This is a genomic window from Truepera sp. (genome assembly GCA_032027045.1).
GTDB lineage: Bacteria > Deinococcota > Deinococci > Deinococcales > Trueperaceae > JAAYYF01.
In genome coordinates this window covers 2,853,298-2,872,509 of sequence record JAVSMU010000001.1, presented here as the reverse complement: position 1 = coordinate 2,872,509, position 19,212 = coordinate 2,853,298, and the positions used below count along the sequence as shown (strand labels likewise).

Annotated in this window: 16 protein-coding genes; 12 read left to right on the top strand and 4 right to left on the bottom strand. The window is 70.3% G+C overall.

Annotation, left to right across the window (positions count from 1 at the left end; all coding sequences use genetic code 11):
- Positions 1-15: 15 nt before the first annotated feature.
- The 3 genes from ROY82_12965 to ROY82_12955 all read right to left on the bottom strand — a co-directional run bounded on the left by ROY82_12965 (position 16) and on the right by ROY82_12955 (position 4,607).
- On the bottom strand, positions 16-1,764 hold the full coding sequence (locus ROY82_12965) for a THUMP domain-containing protein (protein MDT3683372.1): 1,749 nt from the start codon (positions 1,762-1,764) through the stop codon (positions 16-18).
- A 420-nt stretch (positions 1,765-2,184) separates the two neighbouring features.
- Positions 2,185-3,537: an anhydro-N-acetylmuramic acid kinase gene (locus ROY82_12960; protein ID MDT3683371.1), complete on the bottom strand. Its 1,353-nt coding sequence runs from the start codon at positions 3,535-3,537 to the stop codon at positions 2,185-2,187.
- Entirely contained in the window at positions 3,534-4,607 is a 1,074-nt protein-coding gene (locus ROY82_12955; protein MDT3683370.1) for a serine hydrolase domain-containing protein, read from the bottom strand. Before ROY82_12955 ends, ROY82_12960 begins: the two co-directional genes overlap by 4 nt.
- Positions 4,608-4,745: 138 nt before the next feature.
- On the opposite strand from ROY82_12955, the gene ROY82_12950 reads away from it, so the two are divergent.
- From ROY82_12950 to ROY82_12930, 5 genes are all read left to right on the top strand, one after another.
- Positions 4,746-6,245 (top strand): ABC transporter substrate-binding protein, encoded by a 1,500-nt coding sequence (locus tag ROY82_12950; GenBank protein MDT3683369.1) that lies wholly within the window; start codon positions 4,746-4,748, stop codon positions 6,243-6,245.
- A gap of 11 nt (positions 6,246-6,256) precedes the next feature.
- A complete protein-coding gene (locus ROY82_12945; protein ID MDT3683368.1) occupies positions 6,257-7,207 on the top strand; it encodes an ABC transporter permease in 951 nt (316 codons plus the stop codon).
- Positions 7,204-8,043, top strand: a complete 840-nt coding sequence (locus tag ROY82_12940) for an ABC transporter permease (protein ID MDT3683367.1) — start codon at positions 7,204-7,206, stop codon at positions 8,041-8,043. The genes ROY82_12945 and ROY82_12940 overlap by 4 nt, the downstream gene beginning before the upstream one ends.
- 103 nt (positions 8,044-8,146) lie before the next feature.
- Positions 8,147-8,884 (top strand): hypothetical protein, encoded by a 738-nt coding sequence (locus ROY82_12935; GenBank protein ID MDT3683366.1) that lies wholly within the window; start codon positions 8,147-8,149, stop codon positions 8,882-8,884.
- A gap of 246 nt (positions 8,885-9,130) precedes the next feature.
- Positions 9,131-9,868: a hypothetical protein gene (locus ROY82_12930; protein ID MDT3683365.1), complete on the top strand. Its 738-nt coding sequence runs from the start codon at positions 9,131-9,133 to the stop codon at positions 9,866-9,868.
- Positions 9,869-10,045: 177 nt separating this feature from the next.
- Here ROY82_12930 and ROY82_12925 read toward each other — a convergent pair whose 3' ends face one another.
- Positions 10,046-11,599: a serine hydrolase domain-containing protein gene (locus ROY82_12925; GenBank protein ID MDT3683364.1), complete on the bottom strand. Its 1,554-nt coding sequence runs from the start codon at positions 11,597-11,599 to the stop codon at positions 10,046-10,048.
- Between ROY82_12925 and ROY82_12920 the strand changes: the two genes are divergently transcribed.
- The 7 genes from ROY82_12920 to ROY82_12890 are packed head-to-tail and all read left to right on the top strand — an operon-like array spanning position 11,598 to position 19,190.
- Complete coding sequence (locus ROY82_12920) at positions 11,598-14,735, top strand: monovalent cation/H+ antiporter subunit A (GenBank protein ID MDT3683363.1); 3,138 nt, start codon at positions 11,598-11,600, stop codon at positions 14,733-14,735. The two genes, ROY82_12925 and ROY82_12920, sit on opposite strands and share 2 nt — an antisense overlap.
- Entirely contained in the window at positions 14,735-15,073 is a 339-nt protein-coding gene (locus ROY82_12915; protein MDT3683362.1) for a Na+/H+ antiporter subunit C, read from the top strand. The genes ROY82_12920 and ROY82_12915 overlap by 1 nt, the downstream gene beginning before the upstream one ends.
- Positions 15,070-16,740, top strand: a complete 1,671-nt coding sequence (locus ROY82_12910) for a monovalent cation/H+ antiporter subunit D (protein MDT3683361.1) — start codon at positions 15,070-15,072, stop codon at positions 16,738-16,740. Before ROY82_12915 ends, ROY82_12910 begins: the two co-directional genes overlap by 4 nt.
- On the top strand, positions 16,737-17,219 hold the full coding sequence (locus tag ROY82_12905) for a Na+/H+ antiporter subunit E (protein ID MDT3683360.1): 483 nt from the start codon (positions 16,737-16,739) through the stop codon (positions 17,217-17,219). Before ROY82_12910 ends, ROY82_12905 begins: the two co-directional genes overlap by 4 nt.
- Complete coding sequence (locus ROY82_12900) at positions 17,216-17,500, top strand: K+/H+ antiporter subunit F (GenBank protein MDT3683359.1); 285 nt, start codon at positions 17,216-17,218, stop codon at positions 17,498-17,500. The genes ROY82_12905 and ROY82_12900 overlap by 4 nt, the downstream gene beginning before the upstream one ends.
- The gene (mnhG, locus tag ROY82_12895; GenBank protein ID MDT3683358.1) at positions 17,497-17,961 is read left to right on the top strand and encodes a monovalent cation/H(+) antiporter subunit G; all 465 of its coding nucleotides are present in this window, start codon (positions 17,497-17,499) and stop codon (positions 17,959-17,961) included. Before ROY82_12900 ends, mnhG begins: the two co-directional genes overlap by 4 nt.
- A complete protein-coding gene (locus ROY82_12890) occupies positions 17,958-19,190 on the top strand; it encodes an MFS transporter (protein MDT3683357.1) in 1,233 nt (410 codons plus the stop codon). The genes mnhG and ROY82_12890 overlap by 4 nt, the downstream gene beginning before the upstream one ends.
- Positions 19,191-19,212 lie beyond the last annotated feature (22 nt).

Sequence of the window (19,212 nt, the reverse complement as noted above, 5' to 3'; positions counted from 1 at the left end):
CGCGCGGCTGGGGAACTAGGGCCTGAGTTCGCCCTCGGCGACCGCGCCTGCGCCGGCCGACCGCTCCAAGTACTTGTGCAGCTCGCCCTCGCCGCCCATGAAGCTGAATGCCCTGACTCCGCCCTCGCGAAGCAGCTTGGCCACGTACGCGCTGCGCTGCCCCAGCGGGCAGAAGGCGACGTACACGCGGTCGGCGTCGAGCCCGCCACCGGCGATCAAGTCACTGGGTTCGGCGATCATCTCGGGCCACGCGGGTGTCCACCCGCGCTTGGCCGCGGCGCGGCAGTCTATGAGTACCGCGTCGGCGGGTAGCTCGCGCACCCGGAGGTCGTCGCCCTCGCCAGCCGTCGGAACCGGCAGCACCCCCTCACCCTCCCGGTAGGCGCGCAGCGGCACGCGCGAGGCGCCGCTCGCCACTCGCGCCAGGGCGGGGAGCAGCGCGTCCTCGTTCATGCCGCCTTCCTGCCAACTCAGCCTCTCAGCGCGGCTGGAGGTGGCGGGCCGCACGGGCGTGATGTTGCACTCCTCGACGGCCTTGGCCGACAACTCGGCCGTGCCGATGCGTTCGGCCAGGGCGATGATCTCCAGCTTGTCCGTGGCTATGAGCGGGCGCAGGACGGGACGCACGGCAGCCGCGTCGATGGTGCGGATGTTGGAGAGCGTCTGAGACGACACCTGACCGATGGCCTCCCCGGTCACGAGCGCGTCGATGCGCCGGCGCGAGAGTCGCCGACCCCGCACCTGAGGCTGAGTGGCGGCCCCGCTCGCGCCCGCCGTGGCGTACGCCTCGAGCGCGTCGGCCACGCCGTCGGCGGCTCTCACCATGAGGCGTTTGAGACCCACCTGCCAGAGGTTCGTCTCCACGTGGCTGCGCAGTTCGCCCATGGCCGGACGCAGGTCGATGACGTGCGCCTCGGGCCGCGAACCCGCGCCCCACTCGTCCGATAGCACTTTCGCGACCCTCAGGGCCAGGCGCTCCGACTCGAGGTCTCCGAGGCGGAAGTGCACGAAGTCGACCTCCACGCCGCGCCGCATGAGCGACCAGGCGGCCACCACCGAGTCGTAACCGCCCGAGAGCAGCGCGAGGGCGTGACCGCCCGTGCCGAGCGGCAGCCCGCCGGCGCCGGCGTGCCGCTGGCTCAGGAAGAGGGCCTGGCGCCCGTCGACCTCGATCTCGACCGTCACCTCGGGGTTGGTGAGGTCGACCTTGGCGCCCGGGTTGAGGGCGGCGCCCAGCTTGCGTTCCACGTCCATCGAGCTGAAGGCGTGCCGGCCCATGCGCTTGCAGCGAACGGCGTAGCGCTTGCCCCGCACGCGCTCGCCGTAGAGCCGCTGGCCGGCCTCGACGATGGCGTCCAGGTCGGGCGCCGTCACGGCCTCCACCAGCGAGAAGGTCCCGATGCCGAAGACGCGGGAGAGGACCTCGGCAACGGCGGCCGGGTCGGGTCGCTCGGCGGCCGCAGCGGGACGCCCCTCGGCCGGAGCGGGACGCCCCTCGGCCGGAGCGGGACGCCCCTCGGCCGGGTCGGGTCGCTCGGCGGCCCCGCCCTCGTCGGCGCGGCTGCTCACCTCGGCCATCACGCGGTTGCCCCGCACGAACACGCGCACCCCGAAGCCGCCGCGCTGCAGGGCATCCTTGACGGCGAGCCTCAGCTTGCGGAGGAAGGACGCGCGCGTGGTGGGCGCCTTGATCGTCACCTCGGCCGTGGGACGGATGGTGACGAACAGCCGCTCGTCGTCGGTTCGCAGATCGATGTCTCTCATTGATCGATATCTCATGCCCGCGCCGTGGCGCGCTCCTAACCGGGCCCGCACTTCCGGGGGCGCCGCTGCTTCAGGTTAGCCGCCGGTGGGTTGGCAGGCATGTTCTTGGGACAGAAGCTTGGTGAGGTTGCTTGGGGCGCAGCCCATTCGCGGTGCCTTGGTTCGATTCCGCAGCGCGATTCATTGGCGTGATTCCTTGGCGCGATTCAGCGGTGCGGTCGAGCGCCAAGAAGGTGCCGCGCGGTTTGCCTTGTTCCCCCGAACCATGGCATCCCGCGCGGTTGAGTCATCGTCACACGTAAGTGCGACACGTAGCGTCGCAGTAAACCGAACTGGTACAACGCCAGCGCTCGCCGGGTTGACCTTGACGCCATCACCGTCCCAAACGTCCGCACGACGCCGGCGTGCGCCCGGGCCGGGCTACCGCGGGCGCCGCCGGCCGCCCCAAGGACGGGCGATCTTGCCCGCCACTACGGGCCAAGCCGCACCGGTGGCCGAGGGCAGCACGTTGGGTTCGCCGTGGAGAGCGAGGTAACCCATCACGGCCATCGCGAGGGTCTCGCGGTCCTTGGCGTCCCAGCCGTACTCCTCGAAGCTCTTGACGGGCACGCTCAGGCCCCGGGTCAGGCCCTCGAGCAGCACCGGGTTGCGCGCCCCGCCACCGGCCACCAAGACCTCGTCAACGCCCAACGGCGTGAGGTGGGTGGTGATCCCTCCCAATACGCTGCGCACGGTGAGCTCGGCGAGCGTCGCCATGAGGGCCTCGAGGGCCTGCCCGCCGCCCTGCCGGTCCGGCGCCAGCGCAGCGCCCGGGCCAACCCGCTCCGCCGCACCGCCCGACCGGCCCCACTCCGGGGCGGCTCCCGGCCGGAAGCGCTTCGCGTCGACTCCCGGCCAACCACGCTCCAGGGCGGCGCCCAGGTAGAAGTACTCGCGGCCCGTGGTCTTGGGCGGCGGTAAGCGGAAGTACGGGTCGTCGAGCAGCCGCTCCAGCGCCGCCTCGTCCACCTTGCCGGCGCGCGCCAAGCGGCCGCCGTCGTCGAAGGGGGTGCCAGCGAATTCGGCCGCCGCCTCGTCGAGGAGGCAGTTGCTCGGGCCCGTGTCGAAGGCGATCACGCGGCCCGCGTCGCCGACGGCGGGCAAGTACGTGACGTTGGCGATGCCGCCTAGGTTCACCACCACGCGGGCCGCGCCCGGCGCGGCGTAGAGCACGTTGTCGGGGAAGCTCACGAGGGGCGCGCCCTGACCGCCGGCCGCCAGGTCAGACTGCCTGAAATCGGAGACGGTGACGACGTTGCAGTTCTCAGTCACCACGGTGGCCTCGCCCAACTGCAGCGTGCTCTTCACGCGCCAGCCGCGCTCCGGCTCCACCCGCGGGATGTGATAGACGGTTTGCCCGGAGAGCGCCACCAGGTCCAGCTCGCGCTTGCGCTGGGCGGCAGCCACCACCTCTGCGTAGAACCTGCCCACCTCCTGGTGCAACTCGGTTATCAGGACCACGTCCGAGGTCTCGGGCTTGAGCGCGCGGTGCAGCCTGGCGCTCAGTTCCTCCGGGTACTCGTGGCTCGAGCGGCCAAGCACGTCCCAGGCGAGGCGACCCACCCGGCGTTCCAGTCGGACCGTGACGGTGTCGACCCCATCGAGCGACGTGCCCGACATGAGGCCCAAGACGGTGGCCGGCGGCAGGTCGGGCGGAAGGTCGGGAGGCAGGTCGGGCGGAAGGTCGTGAGGCAGGCCGGGCGGCAGGTCGGGAGGCAGCCCGCGATCGGTCACTTGAAGGCCTCCACCACGGCGTCATGCAGCGCGTGTCTGAGCGAGACGATGCCGTCGGCCGGGCCGCGGCGGGGGTGCACGCGGTTCGTGAGCAGCGTCACTACTAGGCCGTGGCCCGGATCCACCAGCACGCTGGCGCCCGTGAAGCCCGTGTGCCCGAAGGCGCGCTCCGACGCCTTGGGGCCCAGCGGCCAGCCCTCCTCGGCGAGGCGCCACAAGAGCCCCCGCCGCGCGCCCTCGCCCTGCGACAGGTCGCCGGTGGCGTGGCGCATCAGCTCCTCGCCCGCGAAGGGCGCATCGAACCGCAGCCAGGCTTGCGCGTAGCGGGTGACGTCTGCGGCGGTGGCGAACAGGCCCGCGTGACCGGAGACGCCGTCCATGGCGTCGGCGTTCTCGTCGTGGACGCGGCCCGCCAACGGCCCACGCAAGCCGTCGTCCTCGGTGGCCGCCACGTCGGCGCCCGCGGGTAGCGGTCCGAAGCCCGTACTGCTCATGCCCAGGGGCTTGAGCACCTGCCGGCGCAGGAACTCCTGGAGCGGCGTTCCGGACACGCGCTCGATGATGGCGGTGAGGACGATGACGCCTAGGTCCGAGTAGAGGTTCTTGCCGTGTGGCTCGCTCAGGCTCGACTGCAAGACGTTGGTGAGCACGGCGCGGTGGCCCGCTACGGAGGCGAAGACCGGGCGCCACGCGGGAAGCCCGGAGCGGTGCAGCGCCAGGTCCTCCACCGTGACTGCGCCCAACGACGGTTCCTGCATCCAGCCGGCGGCGGGGAAGAAGCGGTCGACGCGGTCGCTCAGGCGCAACTCGCCCGCCTCCACCAGCCGAAGCAGGCTCGGGAGGCAGGCCGTCACCTTTGTCACCGAGGCCAGGTCGTACCTGGTTTCCAGGGTGACCGCCTCGCCGCCGTAGGCCACGGCGCCCCTGGCTACGGCGGCGCCGGGGCCGCTGGGGCCGGCCACTTGTAGCACCGCGCCGGGCGTCACGCGATCGGCGATGGCGGCCTGCAGGAGCGGCGTGGCCGCCACCACGGCCCGCTCGGCGGCACCTGGGTCAGTCTTCCGGTCCATGCCGAAGGCTATCACCCGCCGCCCCACTGGTCTAGCAATGGTACTCTCGGGGAGCAAAAGCACGCTCCTCCGCGCCCTGAACCCACGGAGACGACCAACCTCGAGGGTGCCACGGCGCGACCATGGAAGGAAGGCAACATGCGCTCACTAAAGCTCCTCCTCATCGCTGCCGTGGCCCTCTTCGGCACGGCCTTCGCCCAACAGGGCCGGCTCGAGCTGGCCGTGGATCAGGCGCCGGTCGGCCTCGACCCTCACGTCGTAACGGCTTTCTCCTCGTTCGCGGTCATCGGCCAGATCTACGACGGCCTGCTCGAAGTGAACGCCGGGCTCGTGCTGGAACCGGCGCTCGCCACCTCCTGGACCGTCTCGGACGACGGCCTCACCTACGTCTTCCAGCTCAGGGACGGCGTCAAGTTCCATAACGGCCGCACCATGACCGCCGAGGACGTCGTCTACTCCTTCGACCGCATCATGAATCCCGAGACGGGTTCGCCGCAGGCCAGCCGCTTCAACGAGGTCGCGTCGCTCGTGGCCACGGGCCCGCTGGAAGTGACCTTCACCCTCAAGGAGCCGTTCGCGCCGTTCCTATCGAACCTCACCAACCTGACCGTCGTTCCGCGCGAGGTCGTAGAGGCCAACGGCGGCAGCCTGCAGCAGGCCGCCGTGGGCACGGGTCCGTTCATGCTCAAGGAGATCGTTCCCGACACCTACGTGCTGCTGGTGGCCAACCCCGACTACTACCGCCCAGGCCAGCCGAAGCTGGCAGAGTTGCGCTACAACGTCGTGCCCGAGGCCTCCACCCGCGCCGCCGGCATGCGCACGGGGACCTACAACCTGATCCCCGACGTCGACCCCGCCACCGCCGAGACGCTCAAGAACGCTCGAGGCGTGACGCTCATGGGCGTCCAGGACCTCGCCTACACGCTGCTCGGCCTCAACGTCAGCCGCGCGCCCTTCAACGACCCCCTCGTGCGCGAGGCCATCAACTACGCCATCGATAGAGACGAGATCGTCGACGCCGTCTACTTCGGCAACGCCGTGCCGGGCGGTCCGCTGAGCCCCGGGCTCGAGGAATGGGCAACGCCCGTCTCGAACTTCCCCTGCTACGCCACCAACCCCGACAAGGCCCGCGAGCTCCTCGCCCAGGCCGGCTACCCGAACGGCTTCGACGCCGACCTGATCACCTTCGGCACCATCCAGGTCGTGTCCGACGTCGCGCAGGTCGTTCAGGCGCAGCTCGCCACGGTCGGCATCAGGCTCAAGGTCAACGTGGCCGAGTTCGGCGCCTTCGTGCAAGCGTGGCGCAACTCCGACTTCGATACCTTCGTGAGCCTCAACGGCGGCTCCACCGACCCGGACGGCTACCTCTACCGCACCTTCGTGACCGGCGGCTCCACCAACGTCTTCAAGTTCTCCGACCCCTCCGTGGACGAGCTCCTTAAGCTCGGCCGCACCACCACCGATCACGCCGAGCGCGTGAACATCTACGACCACCTGCAGAAGCGCCTGGCCTGCACGGGCCCCATCGCGCACATCGCCTACGGCACGCTCTTCAGCGCCGTCTCCGACAACGTGGTCGGCTTCCAGCAGCTCCCCACCCGCGGCCTGCGCTACCTTCGCGAGGTAGAGCTGCGCTGAGGCGCTGACGGATGTTCCAGTACACCGTCAGGCGCCTACTAGACCTGATCGTCGTGCTGCTCGGGGTCTCGGTCCTCGTGTTTGCGATGGTGCGCTTCATCCCGGGTGACGCCGTGGCCATCATGTTGGGCGCCAACGTCGACATCACGCCCGACCGGGTGGAGGCGTTGAGGCACCAGATCGGCCTCGACCTGCCGGCGTACCAGCAGTACTGGAACTGGCTCACGGGGGTGCTGCGGGGCGACCTCGGCACCTCCATCTGGACGGGCACGCCCGTGCTTACCGAGATCAGGGCGCGGCTGCTCCCCACCTTCGAGATCACGTTCCTGGCCCTCGTCCTCGCCCTCGTGCTCGCGATCCCGCTCGGCGTCTTAGCCGCGCGGACGCGGGGCACGGGCGGGGACGTGGTGGTGAGGATCCTCGCCATCATCGGCCTCACCCTGCCCTCCTTCTGGGTGGGGGTACTGTTCCTCTATTTCTTCTCGCTCTACATCCCCGCGTGGCCGGCCATCGGTTACGTGCCGTTCACGGAGGACCCGCTCGGCAACCTGGCCCGCGTGGCGCTCCCCACCGTGGCCGTGAGCCTGCCGATGGTGGCGGGCATCACGCGTATCTTGCGTTCCAGCCTCCTCGAGGTCATGTCGAGCGATTACGTGCGCACCGCCCGCTCCAAGGGCGTGAGCGAGCGGCGTGTCCTCTACAAGCACGCCCTGCGCAACGCTCTCATCCCGACCGTGACCGTCATCGGCGTGCAGCTCGGCTACCTCCTCTCGGGCGTGGTCGTCATAGAGCAGGTGTTCGCCATTCCCGGCGTGGGCCGGCTCATGTTGGGAGCCATCAACGAGCGCAACTACCCGCTGCTGCAGGGCGTCGTGCTCATCGTTACCGGCATCTTCGTGGTGGTGAACCTGCTCGTCGACCTCACCTATGCCTGGATCGACCCGCGCGTGGAGTACGTGTGAATCTCCGCCGCTTCTTCAATCGCCTGTGGCGCAACCGCGTGGGGTTCATCGGCTTCGTGGTGGCGCTGTTGGTCGTCGCCGCGGCGGTGCTCGGCCCCTGGTTGGCGCCCTACGACCCGCTGGTGCAGTCGATCCGCGAGCGCTTCCAGGGCCCCAGCGCGGCGCACCTCTTGGGCACCGACAACTTCGGCCGCGACACCCTCTCGCGCATCCTGCACGGCTACCGCACGAGCGTCCTCGTGAGCCTCGGCGCCGTGGCGATCGCCACCGTCGTCGGCGGCGGGCTCGGGCTGCTGGCGGCGTACTGGGGCGGCTGGCTCGACCGCATCATCATGCGTTTCATGGACGTGCTCCTCGCCTTCCCCATCATCCTGCTCGCCATCGCCGTGCTGGCCGTCCTCGGCCCCGGGAGCTTCAACACGGGCCTGGCCATCGGCATCGTGTACACGCCCGTGTTCGCGCGCCTGGCCCGCGGGCCCGCCCTTACCGTCCTCAGTTGGGACTACGTGGCCGCCGCACGCGCCCTGGGCGGCAACGCCTGGCGCATACTGGGCAAGCACGTGACGCCCAACATCATGGCGCCCATCCTCGTGCAGGTCACGCTGTCGTTGTCGACCGCCATCCTGGTCGAGGCCTCGCTGAGCTTCCTGGGCCTGGGCACGCAGCCCCCGACCCCCTCGCTCGGCCTCATGCTCTCGGAGAGCCGAGGCACCATGCTGCTCTCGCCGTGGGTGTCGGTCTTCTCCGGCCTCGCCATCCTGCTAGCCTCGTTCGGGTTCAACCTCTTCGGCGACGGCCTGAGAGACCTGCTCGACCCCACCCTGCGCGACGCCTGACCGGCAGGCGGCGAACGGGTAGCCCGCGGCACATGAACCACGGCTCAAGGAGCGCTGCCGAGAATCTCACTGCCCTCGACCGCGCGCCCCTTAGACTTCTAGGATGAAACGACGCAACCTCAGATCGTCGCTCGTGGTCGTGGCCTTCCTCGCCGTCGCCTCGGTACTCTCGCTGGCGTCTGCACAGATCGACGACCGCGCTCGCGCTCTCCTCGAGGGCATCCAGCCCGCTTCCGTGCAGGAGATCGACACCCTCGACCAGACCATGGTGATCACGAGTTACATGCCGGACGGCACCACGCAGGAGATGAGCAGCCGCACCGTCATCGACTACGTGAACCGCCGCCTGGCCTCGTTCATGGAGATCGCTCCGGGCATGTCGACCCGCACCATCTACCAAGACGGCAAGGTGACCATGACCATGCCAGGCATGCCCATGGCGCTGCCCGTCCCGCCCGGCGTGGCCGAGTCGCTCGCTGAAACGTTCGAGAAGCCCCCGGCGGTCTTCCTCAAGGACACCGACAAGGCCACGTACGACGGCCCGGTCGACTACGGCGTGCTGAAGGGCGAGCTGGTGACCTACACCACCACGATGCCGGGCTCCAGCGAACCGGTGACGATGGGCTACGTGTTCGACGGCGGCAAGCTCGTAGGCACGCACATGGAGGCCGACGGCACGGAGATGGTCAGCGTGTTCGACTCGCCCATCAGCCAGTTCACCAGCAGCGCCTTCGACAACACCACCTACATGCTGCAAGATGGCACCTGGACGAAGGCGAGCCACGTCCACTTCGAAGACTCGATAATCAACGAGCCCATCGACGAGAGCGTCTTCGAGTAAGCCGAACCACTTAGCGCCACCTTGGCCCCGCGCCGGGACATCCGCCGGCGCGGGGCCGTTTTCGTGCCGGCGGTGGGGTGACGGGCCAGCGGCTGGTGACGGACGAGCTGTTGGCGGGGGACTGCGGCTGGTGACGGACGAGCAGTTGGCGGGGAACTGCGGCTGGTGACGGACGAGCAGTTGGCGGGGAACCGCGGCTGGTGACGGACTAGCGGCCGACGCCAGCGGCGCCGCCTACACTCTGCCATGAACCCGAGCCGCCCCCTGACCTCGCTCGCCTTGGCCGCCACCCTGCTCGTGGCCGCGTTGCTATCCACGGCGTCCGCGCAGATCGACGATCGCGCCCGCACCCTCCTCGAGGGACTACAGCCGGCCACCAAGACCGAGGTCCGCAACGTGGAACAGTCTGTGACCACGACGACGTTCCTCGACGCGGGCCAGACCGCGGAGTCGAAGGCTACCACCGTCATCGACTTCGAGAACAGGCGCCTCTCGATGACCACCGAGATGCCCGGGATGACCAGCCACGTCGTCCTCGTGAACGGTGTGGCGACCGTGACCACGACGGGCGTGCCCGGAAAACAGCAGCTGCCCCCTGAAGCGGCCGCGCAACTGGCGAAGGAGTTCGACCAGGCCGACCCCATCGTGTTAGGACCAGGCGACGGCGCCACCGACGATGGTGTCGTCAGCTACGGCGACATCGTGTCCGGCGAGCAGGTGACGTACACCACCCACGACGAGACCGGAAACCCGACCACCACGCAGTACCTGTTCCAAGACGGCAAGGTGCTGGCCGTGCACATGAGCGTTGTCGGCGCCGGCGAGATACTGGTGGTCTACGACAAGCCGGTCGACACGCAGGCCTTCATGGCCTTCGACTCGACCACCTACGTTCGCACCGGCGACGAGTGGAAGAAGATCAGCCGCACCCACGTCGAGGCCATCGCGTACAACGTCACTCTCGACGAGAGCTTGTTCGAATAGTCACGGGCACGGGGTCGGGCTGGCGCACACGGAGTCGGACCGGCGTGCACGGAGTCGGACGGGAGCGCACGGAGTCGGACCGGTGTGCACGGAGTCGGACGGGAGTAAACGGAGTCGGACCGGCGTGCACGGAGTCGGGTCGGCGTGCCCCCGAACCAAGCCGGCGCGCCCCGCGCTTTACCCGAGGCGCCGCATGACGCGCCCCGCCTGGGCGCTCCACACCTCGTCATGCTCGTCCCTCAACAGTCTGACGGGCGCGCGCCGCTCGGGATACACGAGCGCCACCTCGTCGGGGCCTGCCACGAACGCCGGAAGGTCGACCTTCGGCCACCCTTCCTGAGCGCGCAGCTCGCCCGACGCGGTGCGGTAGAGGCGCAGGCGCCCGTACGGTTCGCCCGAGAGGTACTCGCCGAGGAATGGCTCGGCGGCGGCCGACGGGGTGGCCTCGCCGTCGTCGGGGCCCGATGTGGCGGCTTCGGGGGCGGCGGCCGCCAGGAAGGGCTCGGGCTCGTAGGCCGCCGCGTCCAGCGGCAGCCCGGCGCAAGCGTTGATCGCTCGCGTGAGGAGCTGCTCGGCCGGCACGCCGTCCAGGTTGCAGAGGACCACCACTCCCACGCCCAGCTCGGGCACGAATCCGATGGCGCTCGACACCCCCTTCAGGCTCCCGCCGTGCTTCACCACCCGCAGGCCGTGGTGGTCCTCGTTGATCGCCAGGCCCAGGCCGTAGGCCGCGCCTGGCGCGCTGGACACGCGCGGCGCTGTCATGGCTCGCACCTTGGGCCCGCCTCGCATGAGGTGACGCACGTACACGCGCAGGTCGGCCAGCGTGGACTTGAGCATGCCCCCGCCCTGCATGACGCCGGTGGTCTGCCAGGCCGGCGAGCGCCGCACGGCGCCGGCGGCGTCCTTGGTGTAGAGCGTCGAGTGATCGGCGTCCGCCAGCACGCCGCCCAGGTCGAAGCGCGAGCGCCGCATCCCCAGAGGCAATAGCACCTCGCGGTCCACGGCCGCGGCGAAGGGGGCGCCCGCGGCGCGCGCCACGATCCCGCCCGCGAGGCAGAAGGCGTCGTTGCTGTAGGAGTAGAGCCCGCCCGGCGGCGCCAGCGGCGCCGCGTTCTCCCCCAGCCAGCCCGCCAGGCCGGCGAAGTCGGAAACCAAGGCGGCGAGGGCCTCCAGGCGGCGGCGCGCCTCACCATCTTCCAGCGCGGCCGCCGCGGCTTCCAAGCCAGCAAGCGTGAGGGACCCCGTGGGCAGCGGCGCCATGCCCATCACGCCCGGCACCAGCGTCAACTTGGCCTCGCCCAGGGTCGGCCCGGCCGCCACGGTGTCGTCCTCCTGGCTGGCGTAGCGCAGCCACGTCATGGTGGGCGTAGGTGGCAGGCCACTCGTGTGGCTTAAGAAGTGCTCCACACGCGGCGCCTCGCCCTCCGACCAGAGGCGGCCGAAGTCGAAGTAGCTCCGCACGTCGTCGCCGATGCTCAACAGTCCGCGCTCCTGCAGCGCGAGCGCCGTGAGTGCGGTGAACGACTTCGTCACGCTCGCCACGCCGAAGATGGTGCCGGGGGTGACGGGCAGGCGCGCCTCGCGGTCGCGAAGGCCGAAGCCGCGCTCTAGCACCACCTCGCTGGGCGTGAAGACGCTGAGGCCAAGGCCGGGTGCACCGCTCCCGGTGAGGGTGGCGTCCGCCAAGTCGGTGAGCGTGGCTACCAGGTCGGGTGGGAGGAAGGGCATGGCGCTCACACATACCACCGCGCCGCGCCAGGACTTCACTTACACCGTTGTCGGAGCCTCCCCTTATGATGAGGCGCCGCACCCGGGCAGCCGGGTTTCGCGCCCGCCGCCCCTTATGACCGTAGACGCGACCCTATTACCAGTGCTGGCCCTGGCGCCATTCGTCGTCAGCGCCCTCGTCCTGCTGCTTCCGCGCCACGCGCGCAACGCAGCGGCGGGGCTTGCCGGCGCGACCGCGCTGGCCGGTGTGGGCCTGGCGGCGTGGCTCTACCAGGGCGTCACCGACGCCCGCGTGCTCGAGCAGACGTGGCACTGGCTGCCCGACATCGGGCTCGAGCTCACCTGGCGCCTCGACGGCCTGAGCTGGCTTTTCGTGCTGCTCATCACGGGCATAGGCGCCCTGGTGGTGCTGTACGCGCGCTACTACATGGCGCCCGAGGACCCCGTGCCGCGCTTCTTCTCGTACCTGCTGGCCTTCATGGGCTCGATGCTCGGGCTCGTGCTGTCGGGCAACCTCGTGCAGCTCGTCCTGTTCTGGGAACTCACGAGCCTACTCTCGTTCCTCCTGATCGGCTACTGGCACCACAACGAGAACGCTCGCGGCGGGGCCCGCATGGCCCTGGCGGTCACCGGCCTGGGCGGCTTCTTCCTGCTGGTGGGCGTGCTCATCATCGGCCACGTGGTCGGCAGCTTCGACGTGGGCACCGTGCTGGCCTCTCGCGACGTCCTCGCGGCCAGCCCCCTGCTCACGCCCGCCATCCTCTTCCTGCTGGTGGGCGCGTTCGCCAAGAGCGCGCAGTTCCCGCTGCAGTTCTGGCTGCCGCACGCCATGGCGGCGCCCACGCCCGTGTCGGCCTACCTGCACTCGGCCACCATGGTCAAGGCGGGCATCTACCTGATGATCCGCCTGTGGCCCGTGCTGGCCGGGAACGACACCTGGTACTACACCGTCAGCCTGGCGGGCCTCGTCACTTTCATGCTGGGCGCCGTCAGGGCCACGTTCCAGAACGACCTCAAGGGTATCTTGGCGCACTCGACCATCAGCCACTTAGGCCTCATCACCCTCCTGCTCGGCCTCTCCACCCCGGCCGCCGCCGTCGCGGCCATCTTCCACACCCTCAACCACGCCACGTTCAAGGCCTCGCTGTTCATGGCGGCGGGCGTCATCGACCACGAGACGGGCACCCGCGACGTGCGGCGCCTGAGCGGCCTCCTGAGGCACATGCCGCTGACGGGCACGCTGGCCATGGTGGCCGCGGCGGCCATGGCCGGCATCCCCCTCCTCAACGGCTTCCTCTCCAAGGAGATGTTCCTCACCGAGACGCTGGAGTTCCACTCGGGCTCCGTCTTCGACCGGCTCTTGCCGCTCTTCGCCACGCTCGGCAGCGCGTTCAGCGTCCTCTACTCGGTGAGGTTCATCCACCAGGTCTTCTTTGGGCCCGAGGCCAAGGACCTGCCCAGGCGGCCGCACGAGCCAGTGGCCTGGATGCGCCTGCCCATCGAGTTGCTAGTCGCCGTCTGCTTGCTGGTGGGGATCCTTCCCGCCATGTCGGTGGGGCCGCTGCTGCGCTCGGCCGTGGTGGCGGTGCTGGGCGCCAGGACGCCCGACTACCACCTCGAGCTGTGGCACGGCTTCACGCCCGCCTTCCTGCTCTCCCTAGTGGCCATGGCGTTGGGCACGGCGCTGTACGTGGCGCTCTACCGCCGCCTCGCCAACCGCGAGCAGCGCGAGCGCCCGTGGGCGGAGCGCGCGCGGGCCCGGCAGGTGTTCGACCGCGCCATGGAGGGCCTGGTGGTGGGTTCGGCCGCCGCCGTGCGCTTCCTCGGCACCAGGCGGCTGCAGCCGCAACTCTTCCTGGTCGTCGCCGCCGCGCTGCTGGCGGGCGGGGCGCCGTTCTTGTACCAGGCGTTCACCGGGCCGGAGAGGGTGGCCATGCTGGGAGGGGTGCCGCTGACGGCGTTCTCCTGGCCGTTCCTCGTGGTCTGGGTGTTCGGCGCCTTGTGCGCGGTGGGCGCGGCGTACCTCGCCAAGTTCCACCGCCTCGCCGCCGTCATCCTCCTGGGCGGGGCCGGCTTGGCCGTGTGCCTCACGTTCGTGTGGCTGTCGGCGCCCGACCTGGCCGTCACGCAGTTGCTGGTCGAGATCGTGACCACCGTGCTCCTCCTCCTGGGCCTGCGCTGGTTGCCGCGGCGCGACCCGCAGGCCGTGGGCGAAGGGGCCCGCACTGAGGTCCGGCGCGCCAGCGCTTTCACGCGCCGTAGCCGCGCCCGCGCTTTCACGCGCCGTGGCCGCGACCTCGCCCTGGCGCTCGTCGTCGGCGCCGGCATGGCCGGCCTGTCGCTGGCCGCCATGACGCGGCCCGCGAACGGCGGCATCGGCAAGTTCTTCATCGCCAACGCCTATGGGGGTGGCGGCGGGCGCAACGTCGTCAACGTCATCCTCGTCGACTTCCGCGGGTTCGACACGCTGGGTGAGATCACGGTGTTGGCCGTGGTGGCGCTGACCGTCTTCGCGCTGCTCAGGCGCTTCAGGCCCGCGCGCGAGCTCGTCGGCAGCACCCGCCAGCAGCGGCGCCAGGCGGCCCACGATGCGGCGCTCGAGGGCCGGGAGGTGGGCGACACGGCCACCGACTACCTGTTCGTGCCCCGCGTGGTCATGCACCTGCTCTTCCCCCTCGTGGCGCTGTTCGCCGTCCACCTCTTCCTGCGCGGCCACGACCAGCCGGGCGGGGGCTTCGCGGCCGGGGTCACCTTGGCGATCGCCTTCATCGTCCAGTACATGGCGCGCGGAACCCGCTGGGTGGAGGAGCGGCTGCGGGTCCTGCCGCTGCGCTGGATGGGTTTGGGCCTCCTCCTCGCGGCGGCCACGGGCGTGGCCGCGTGGCTCTTCGGCCGGCCGTTCCTCACCTCGGCGCACTCCTACCTGGACATCCCCTACCTGGGCCGCTTACCCGTCGCCTCGGCCACGCTCTTCGACCTCGGAGTGTTCGCTCTGGTGATCGGCGCCACCGTGCTCATGCTCATCGCGTTGGCGCACCAGTCGATCCGCAAACCGCGCGTCATCGAACCTGCCGACGAGCCGAGCGGCGCGGCGGCCGATACACCCGGCGCCAACGGCACGGGCGGGGGCGGCTGATGGAGGTCGTGGTGGCGGTCGGGCTCGGCGCGCTCGCCGCCGCGGGGGTCTACCTCGTGCTGCGCCCGCGCACCTTCCAGGTGATCATCGGGCTCTCGCTCTTGACCTACGCCGTCAACCTCTTCATCCTCGCCATGGGTCGTGTGGTGGTGGGAGGGGCTCCGGTCCTGGCGGTGGGCGCCGACCCGGAGAAGTTCGCCGACCCCGTGCCGCAGGCCCTGGTGCTCACCTCGATAGTCATCAGCTTCTCCATGACCGCGCTGTTCCTCGTCGTGCTGCTGGCCGCCCGCGGGCTGACCGGCAACGACCACGTCGATGGCGACGAAGGCGCCGCATGACCGCCCTCTCCACCGCGCTCCAGACGCACCTCGCCGTTCTTCCCATCCTGCTGCCGCTGGTCGCGGGCGCTCTGCTGCTCCTGCTGGACGAGCGGCGGCGCCGCGCCAAGGGCGTCATCAGCCTGGCCGCCGTCCTGCTGACGCTGGCGGCCGCGGTGCGCCTCCTGCTGCTGGTGGGCGATCCGTCGACGCCCGAGATCGTCGTCTACCGCCTCGGCAGCTGGCCCGCGCCCTTCGGCATCGTCCTGGTGGCGGACCGCCTGGCCGTGCTCATGGTCCTGGTGGCCAACCTGCTGGGCGCCGCCGGGATGGTCTACGCGCTGGGGCGTTGGGCGGTGCTCGGCCCGCGCTTCCACACCCTCTACCTGCTGCTGCTCATGGGGCTCTCGGGCGCCTTCCTGACCGGGGACCTGTTCAACCTCTACGTCTTCTTCGAGGTCCTGCTGGCCGCGTCCTACGGGCTGCTCCTGCATGGCGGCGGCAAGCGCCGCGTGAAGGCCGGCCTGCACTACGTGGCCATCAACCTGGTCGCCTCCATGGCCTTCCTCGTGGGCGTGAGCCTCGTGTACGCGCTCACCGGCACCCTCAACATGGCCGATCTCGCCGTCAAGGCGAGCACCCTGGGCGCGGACGATCTGCTGCTCCTCAAGGCCGGGCTGTCGGTGCTCGGCGTGGCGTTCCTCGTGAAGTCGGGCGCCTGGCCCCTCTCCTTCTGGCTGCCCACCACCTACAGCGCCGCCGCCGCGCCCGTCGCGGCCATCTTCGCGGTCATGACCAAGGTGGGCGTGTACGTCATCTTGCGCCTCAGCACGCTGCTGTGGCCGGAGGGGCAGGCGCTGGCGCTGTTCGGCAGCTCGTGGCTCCTCTACCTGGGCCTCGCCACGGTGGTCTTCGGCACGCTGGGTGTCCTCGGGAGCCGCGAGCTGCCCCGGATCGCGGGCTACCTCACGCTCGTCTCGTCCGGCACGCTCCTGGCCGTCATCGCCTCCGGCGACGCCACGGTCGTCTCCGGCGCGCTCTACTACCTCGTGGGCTCCACCCTGGGCATCGGCGTCGTCTTCTTGCTGTGCGAGCTGGTCACCCGCCAGCACGGCGAGGCCTTGGCCACGTTCGAGCCGGTGTTCTCCGACGATTACGAGACGCAACTGCGCGACGAGTTCGAGGGGGTGGAGCGCGGCGTGGCGCTGCCTCTCACCACCACGTTGGTCGGGGCGGCCTTCTTCTTCGTGGCGCTGCAGCTCGTGGGCCTCCCGCCCCTCTCCGGCTTCATCGCCAAGTTCGCGATCTTCAAGGCGGCGCTCGAGACCGGCGCGGGCGGCTACGGCAACGCGCCGGCCGCGCTGGCGTGGTGGGTCATCGGGGTCGTCACGCTGGCAGGCTTCGCCACGCTCATCGCCCTGATGCGCGAGGGCGTCAACCGGTTCTGGGCGGACCCCGACCTCGCTCCCGCCGCCGTGCGCCCGTTCGAGGCCGTGCCGGTCGCGCTCCTCGTGGCGCTTCTCGTGGCCCTGGCGGTGTTCGCCCAGCCCGCAATGCGCTACACCGCTGCCACGGGCCTGCAGGGCCCCGCGGGTTACGTGGAGGCCGTCCTTGGCTCGGGCGGCCCCGAACGGCCGGGCGGCCCCGGACTGCCGGGCGGCCCCGAACGGCCGGGTGCCGAGCCATGATGAGGCGCCTGGTTCCCTACCCGCTACTGGCGCTCGGCCTGGCGGCGACGTGGCTGCTCCTGCAGGAGTCGTTGGCGCCCCTCGACGTGGCCACCGCCTTGGTGCTCGGGCTGCTCCTCTCGCGCCTCGCGGTCCAGGCACCGCCTCGCATCAGGCGGCCGCTGGTGGCGCTGAGGCTCCTCTTCCTCGTCTTGTACGACGTCACGCGCTCGAACTTCGCGGTCATCGCGATAACGCTCGGCCGCAGCCGGAACGGACTGCGCTCGGAGTTCGTCAACGTGCCCCTCGACATCAGCAGCCCGGCAGCCCTGGCGGCCCTGGCCGCCATCATCACCGCCACCCCTGGCACTTTCTGGGCGGCCTACGACAAGCAGTCGAACGTCGTGACCATCCACGTCCTGGACCTGCTCGATCACGACGCTTGGGTTCACACGATCAAGCACCGCTACGAACGCTGCCTGCACGAGGTGTTCGAGTGACGGCCGCCGGTCTGCTGCACTGGGGGCTCGTGGTGGCGCACGCGCTACTGAGCGTCGCGTTCGTGTTGGCGGCGGCGCGTTTGTTCAGAGGGCCGCGCGCGCAGGACCGGGTGTTGGCGTTCGACGCCCTGTACCTGAACGGCGCCCTCCAGGCGGTCCTGTTCGGCGTGCGCGTGTCCGACGCGGCGTACCTCGAGGCCGCCCTGGTCATGACCCTGCTGGGGTTCGCGAGCAGCGCGGCGCTCGCCAAGTTCCTCATGCGCGGCGAGGTGATCGAGTGACCGGCGCCGATCTGCCCCTGTGGGCCGCCGCGCTGGTGGTCGCGCTTGCTCTCCTGGGCGGCATGCTAGTCGTGATCGGATCGTTCGGCATGCTCAGGCTGCGCTCGTTCTACGAGCGTGCGCACCCCGCCACCATCGCGCCCACCATGGGAGCGTCGAGCATCCTGCTCGCGAGCCTCGTCTACTTCTCCCTGGTCGAGGGGCGGTTCATGCCCAAGGCCCTGCTCGTCATGGTCTTCATCCCGCTGGTCAACCCCGTGACGGCCATGCTGCTGGCACGCGCCGCGCTCTCTCGCGACCGTTCGTTGGCGTTCGGCGCCCGCGTGCAGGTCGGGGACGCGGACATCGAGCAGCAGCGCAAGGCCCGGGAGCTTGCGGAGGCGATGGAGGAAGCGGCGCGGCGCCCGCCCGGTCGTGGCTCGGCCGCGAGGCCACCCGACCCCAGCGAGGACACCCCTTGAAGCGGCCTTACACGGGCCTCAACCACTGGCAGCTGCTCGGCCTCGGCGTGGGGGCGGCCAGCCTCGCCATCACCTGGGGCCTCTACAACATCTTCATGCCGCTGCTGCTGCGCGAGTTCCTGGCCTCGAGCGGCATGCGCGGGGCCATCATGGGCCTCGACAACGTCTTGGGCCTCATCCTGGTGCCCATCATCGGCGTCTGGTCCGACCGGATCGACGGGCCGCTGGGCCGGCGCCTGCCGTTCCTGCTGGTGAGCATGCCACTGGCGGCCGTTCTGTTCGCTGCCCTGCCCTTCGCGAAGGCCTCGTTCTGGACGCTCATGGCCGTGGACGTCGTCTTCCTGCTGGCGATGACAGCGTTCAGGGCGCCCCTGGCGGCCCTCATGCCCGACCACGTGGCTCCGGCCGGCCGGCCGCAGGCCAACGCCGTGCTGGTCATGCTGGGGGCGGTCGGCGGGGCCCTGGGGCTCCTCATCCTGGCGCCAATGGCCGAAATCGCGCTCTGGTTCCCCTTCGCCGTGGCCGGCGCCGTCACGCTGGCGGCGCTGTTCGCCGTGTGGGCGTCCACGCGGTCGCACCCGGCCTACGTCGAGGCTGGCGTCATTCAGGACGATGCGCCGGTGCTCGGTGCCCTCCTGAAAGACGTCGCGAGCCTCTTCCGCCAGCGGCAGGGCGGCGTGTTGCTCATCCTGACAGCCGTGTTCTTCGCGTTCTTCGGCTACTCCGCTCTCGAGGCGCAGTTCAGCACGTTCGCCACCGAGGAGTTCGGCTTATCCGGAGGCGACTCGGGGATCATCATGGGCATCACCATTGCGGGGTTCGTCGTGATGGCGCTGCCCGCCGGCCGGCTCGCCAGGCGCTTCGGCGAGCCCAACGTCATGCGCGTGGGCGCCGCGCTGCTCGCCCTCTGGATGCTGATAGCCGCGTTCACCGCCGTGCCCACCAGCCTGTCTATCTGGCTGGGCCTTGGCGGCGCCTCCTGGGCGCTCGTTCTGGTGCCCGCCTACCCGTTGGTCGTCAACAAGGGGGGCGACGAGCACGTGGGTTTCTACACCGGCATGTACTACCTTTTCGGCGCCGCGGCCGCGATCCTGGCGCCGGCCACCGTGGGCGCCATCATGGACCTCCTCGGTAACCGCGTGCTGTTGCCGGCCGTGGCCGTGAGCATGGTGTTGGCCACCGTGTCGCTGAGCATGGCGCTCAGGCTGCCGGTAGCGAAGGCCGCGTGAGACGCTGATCGTCTCACGCGGC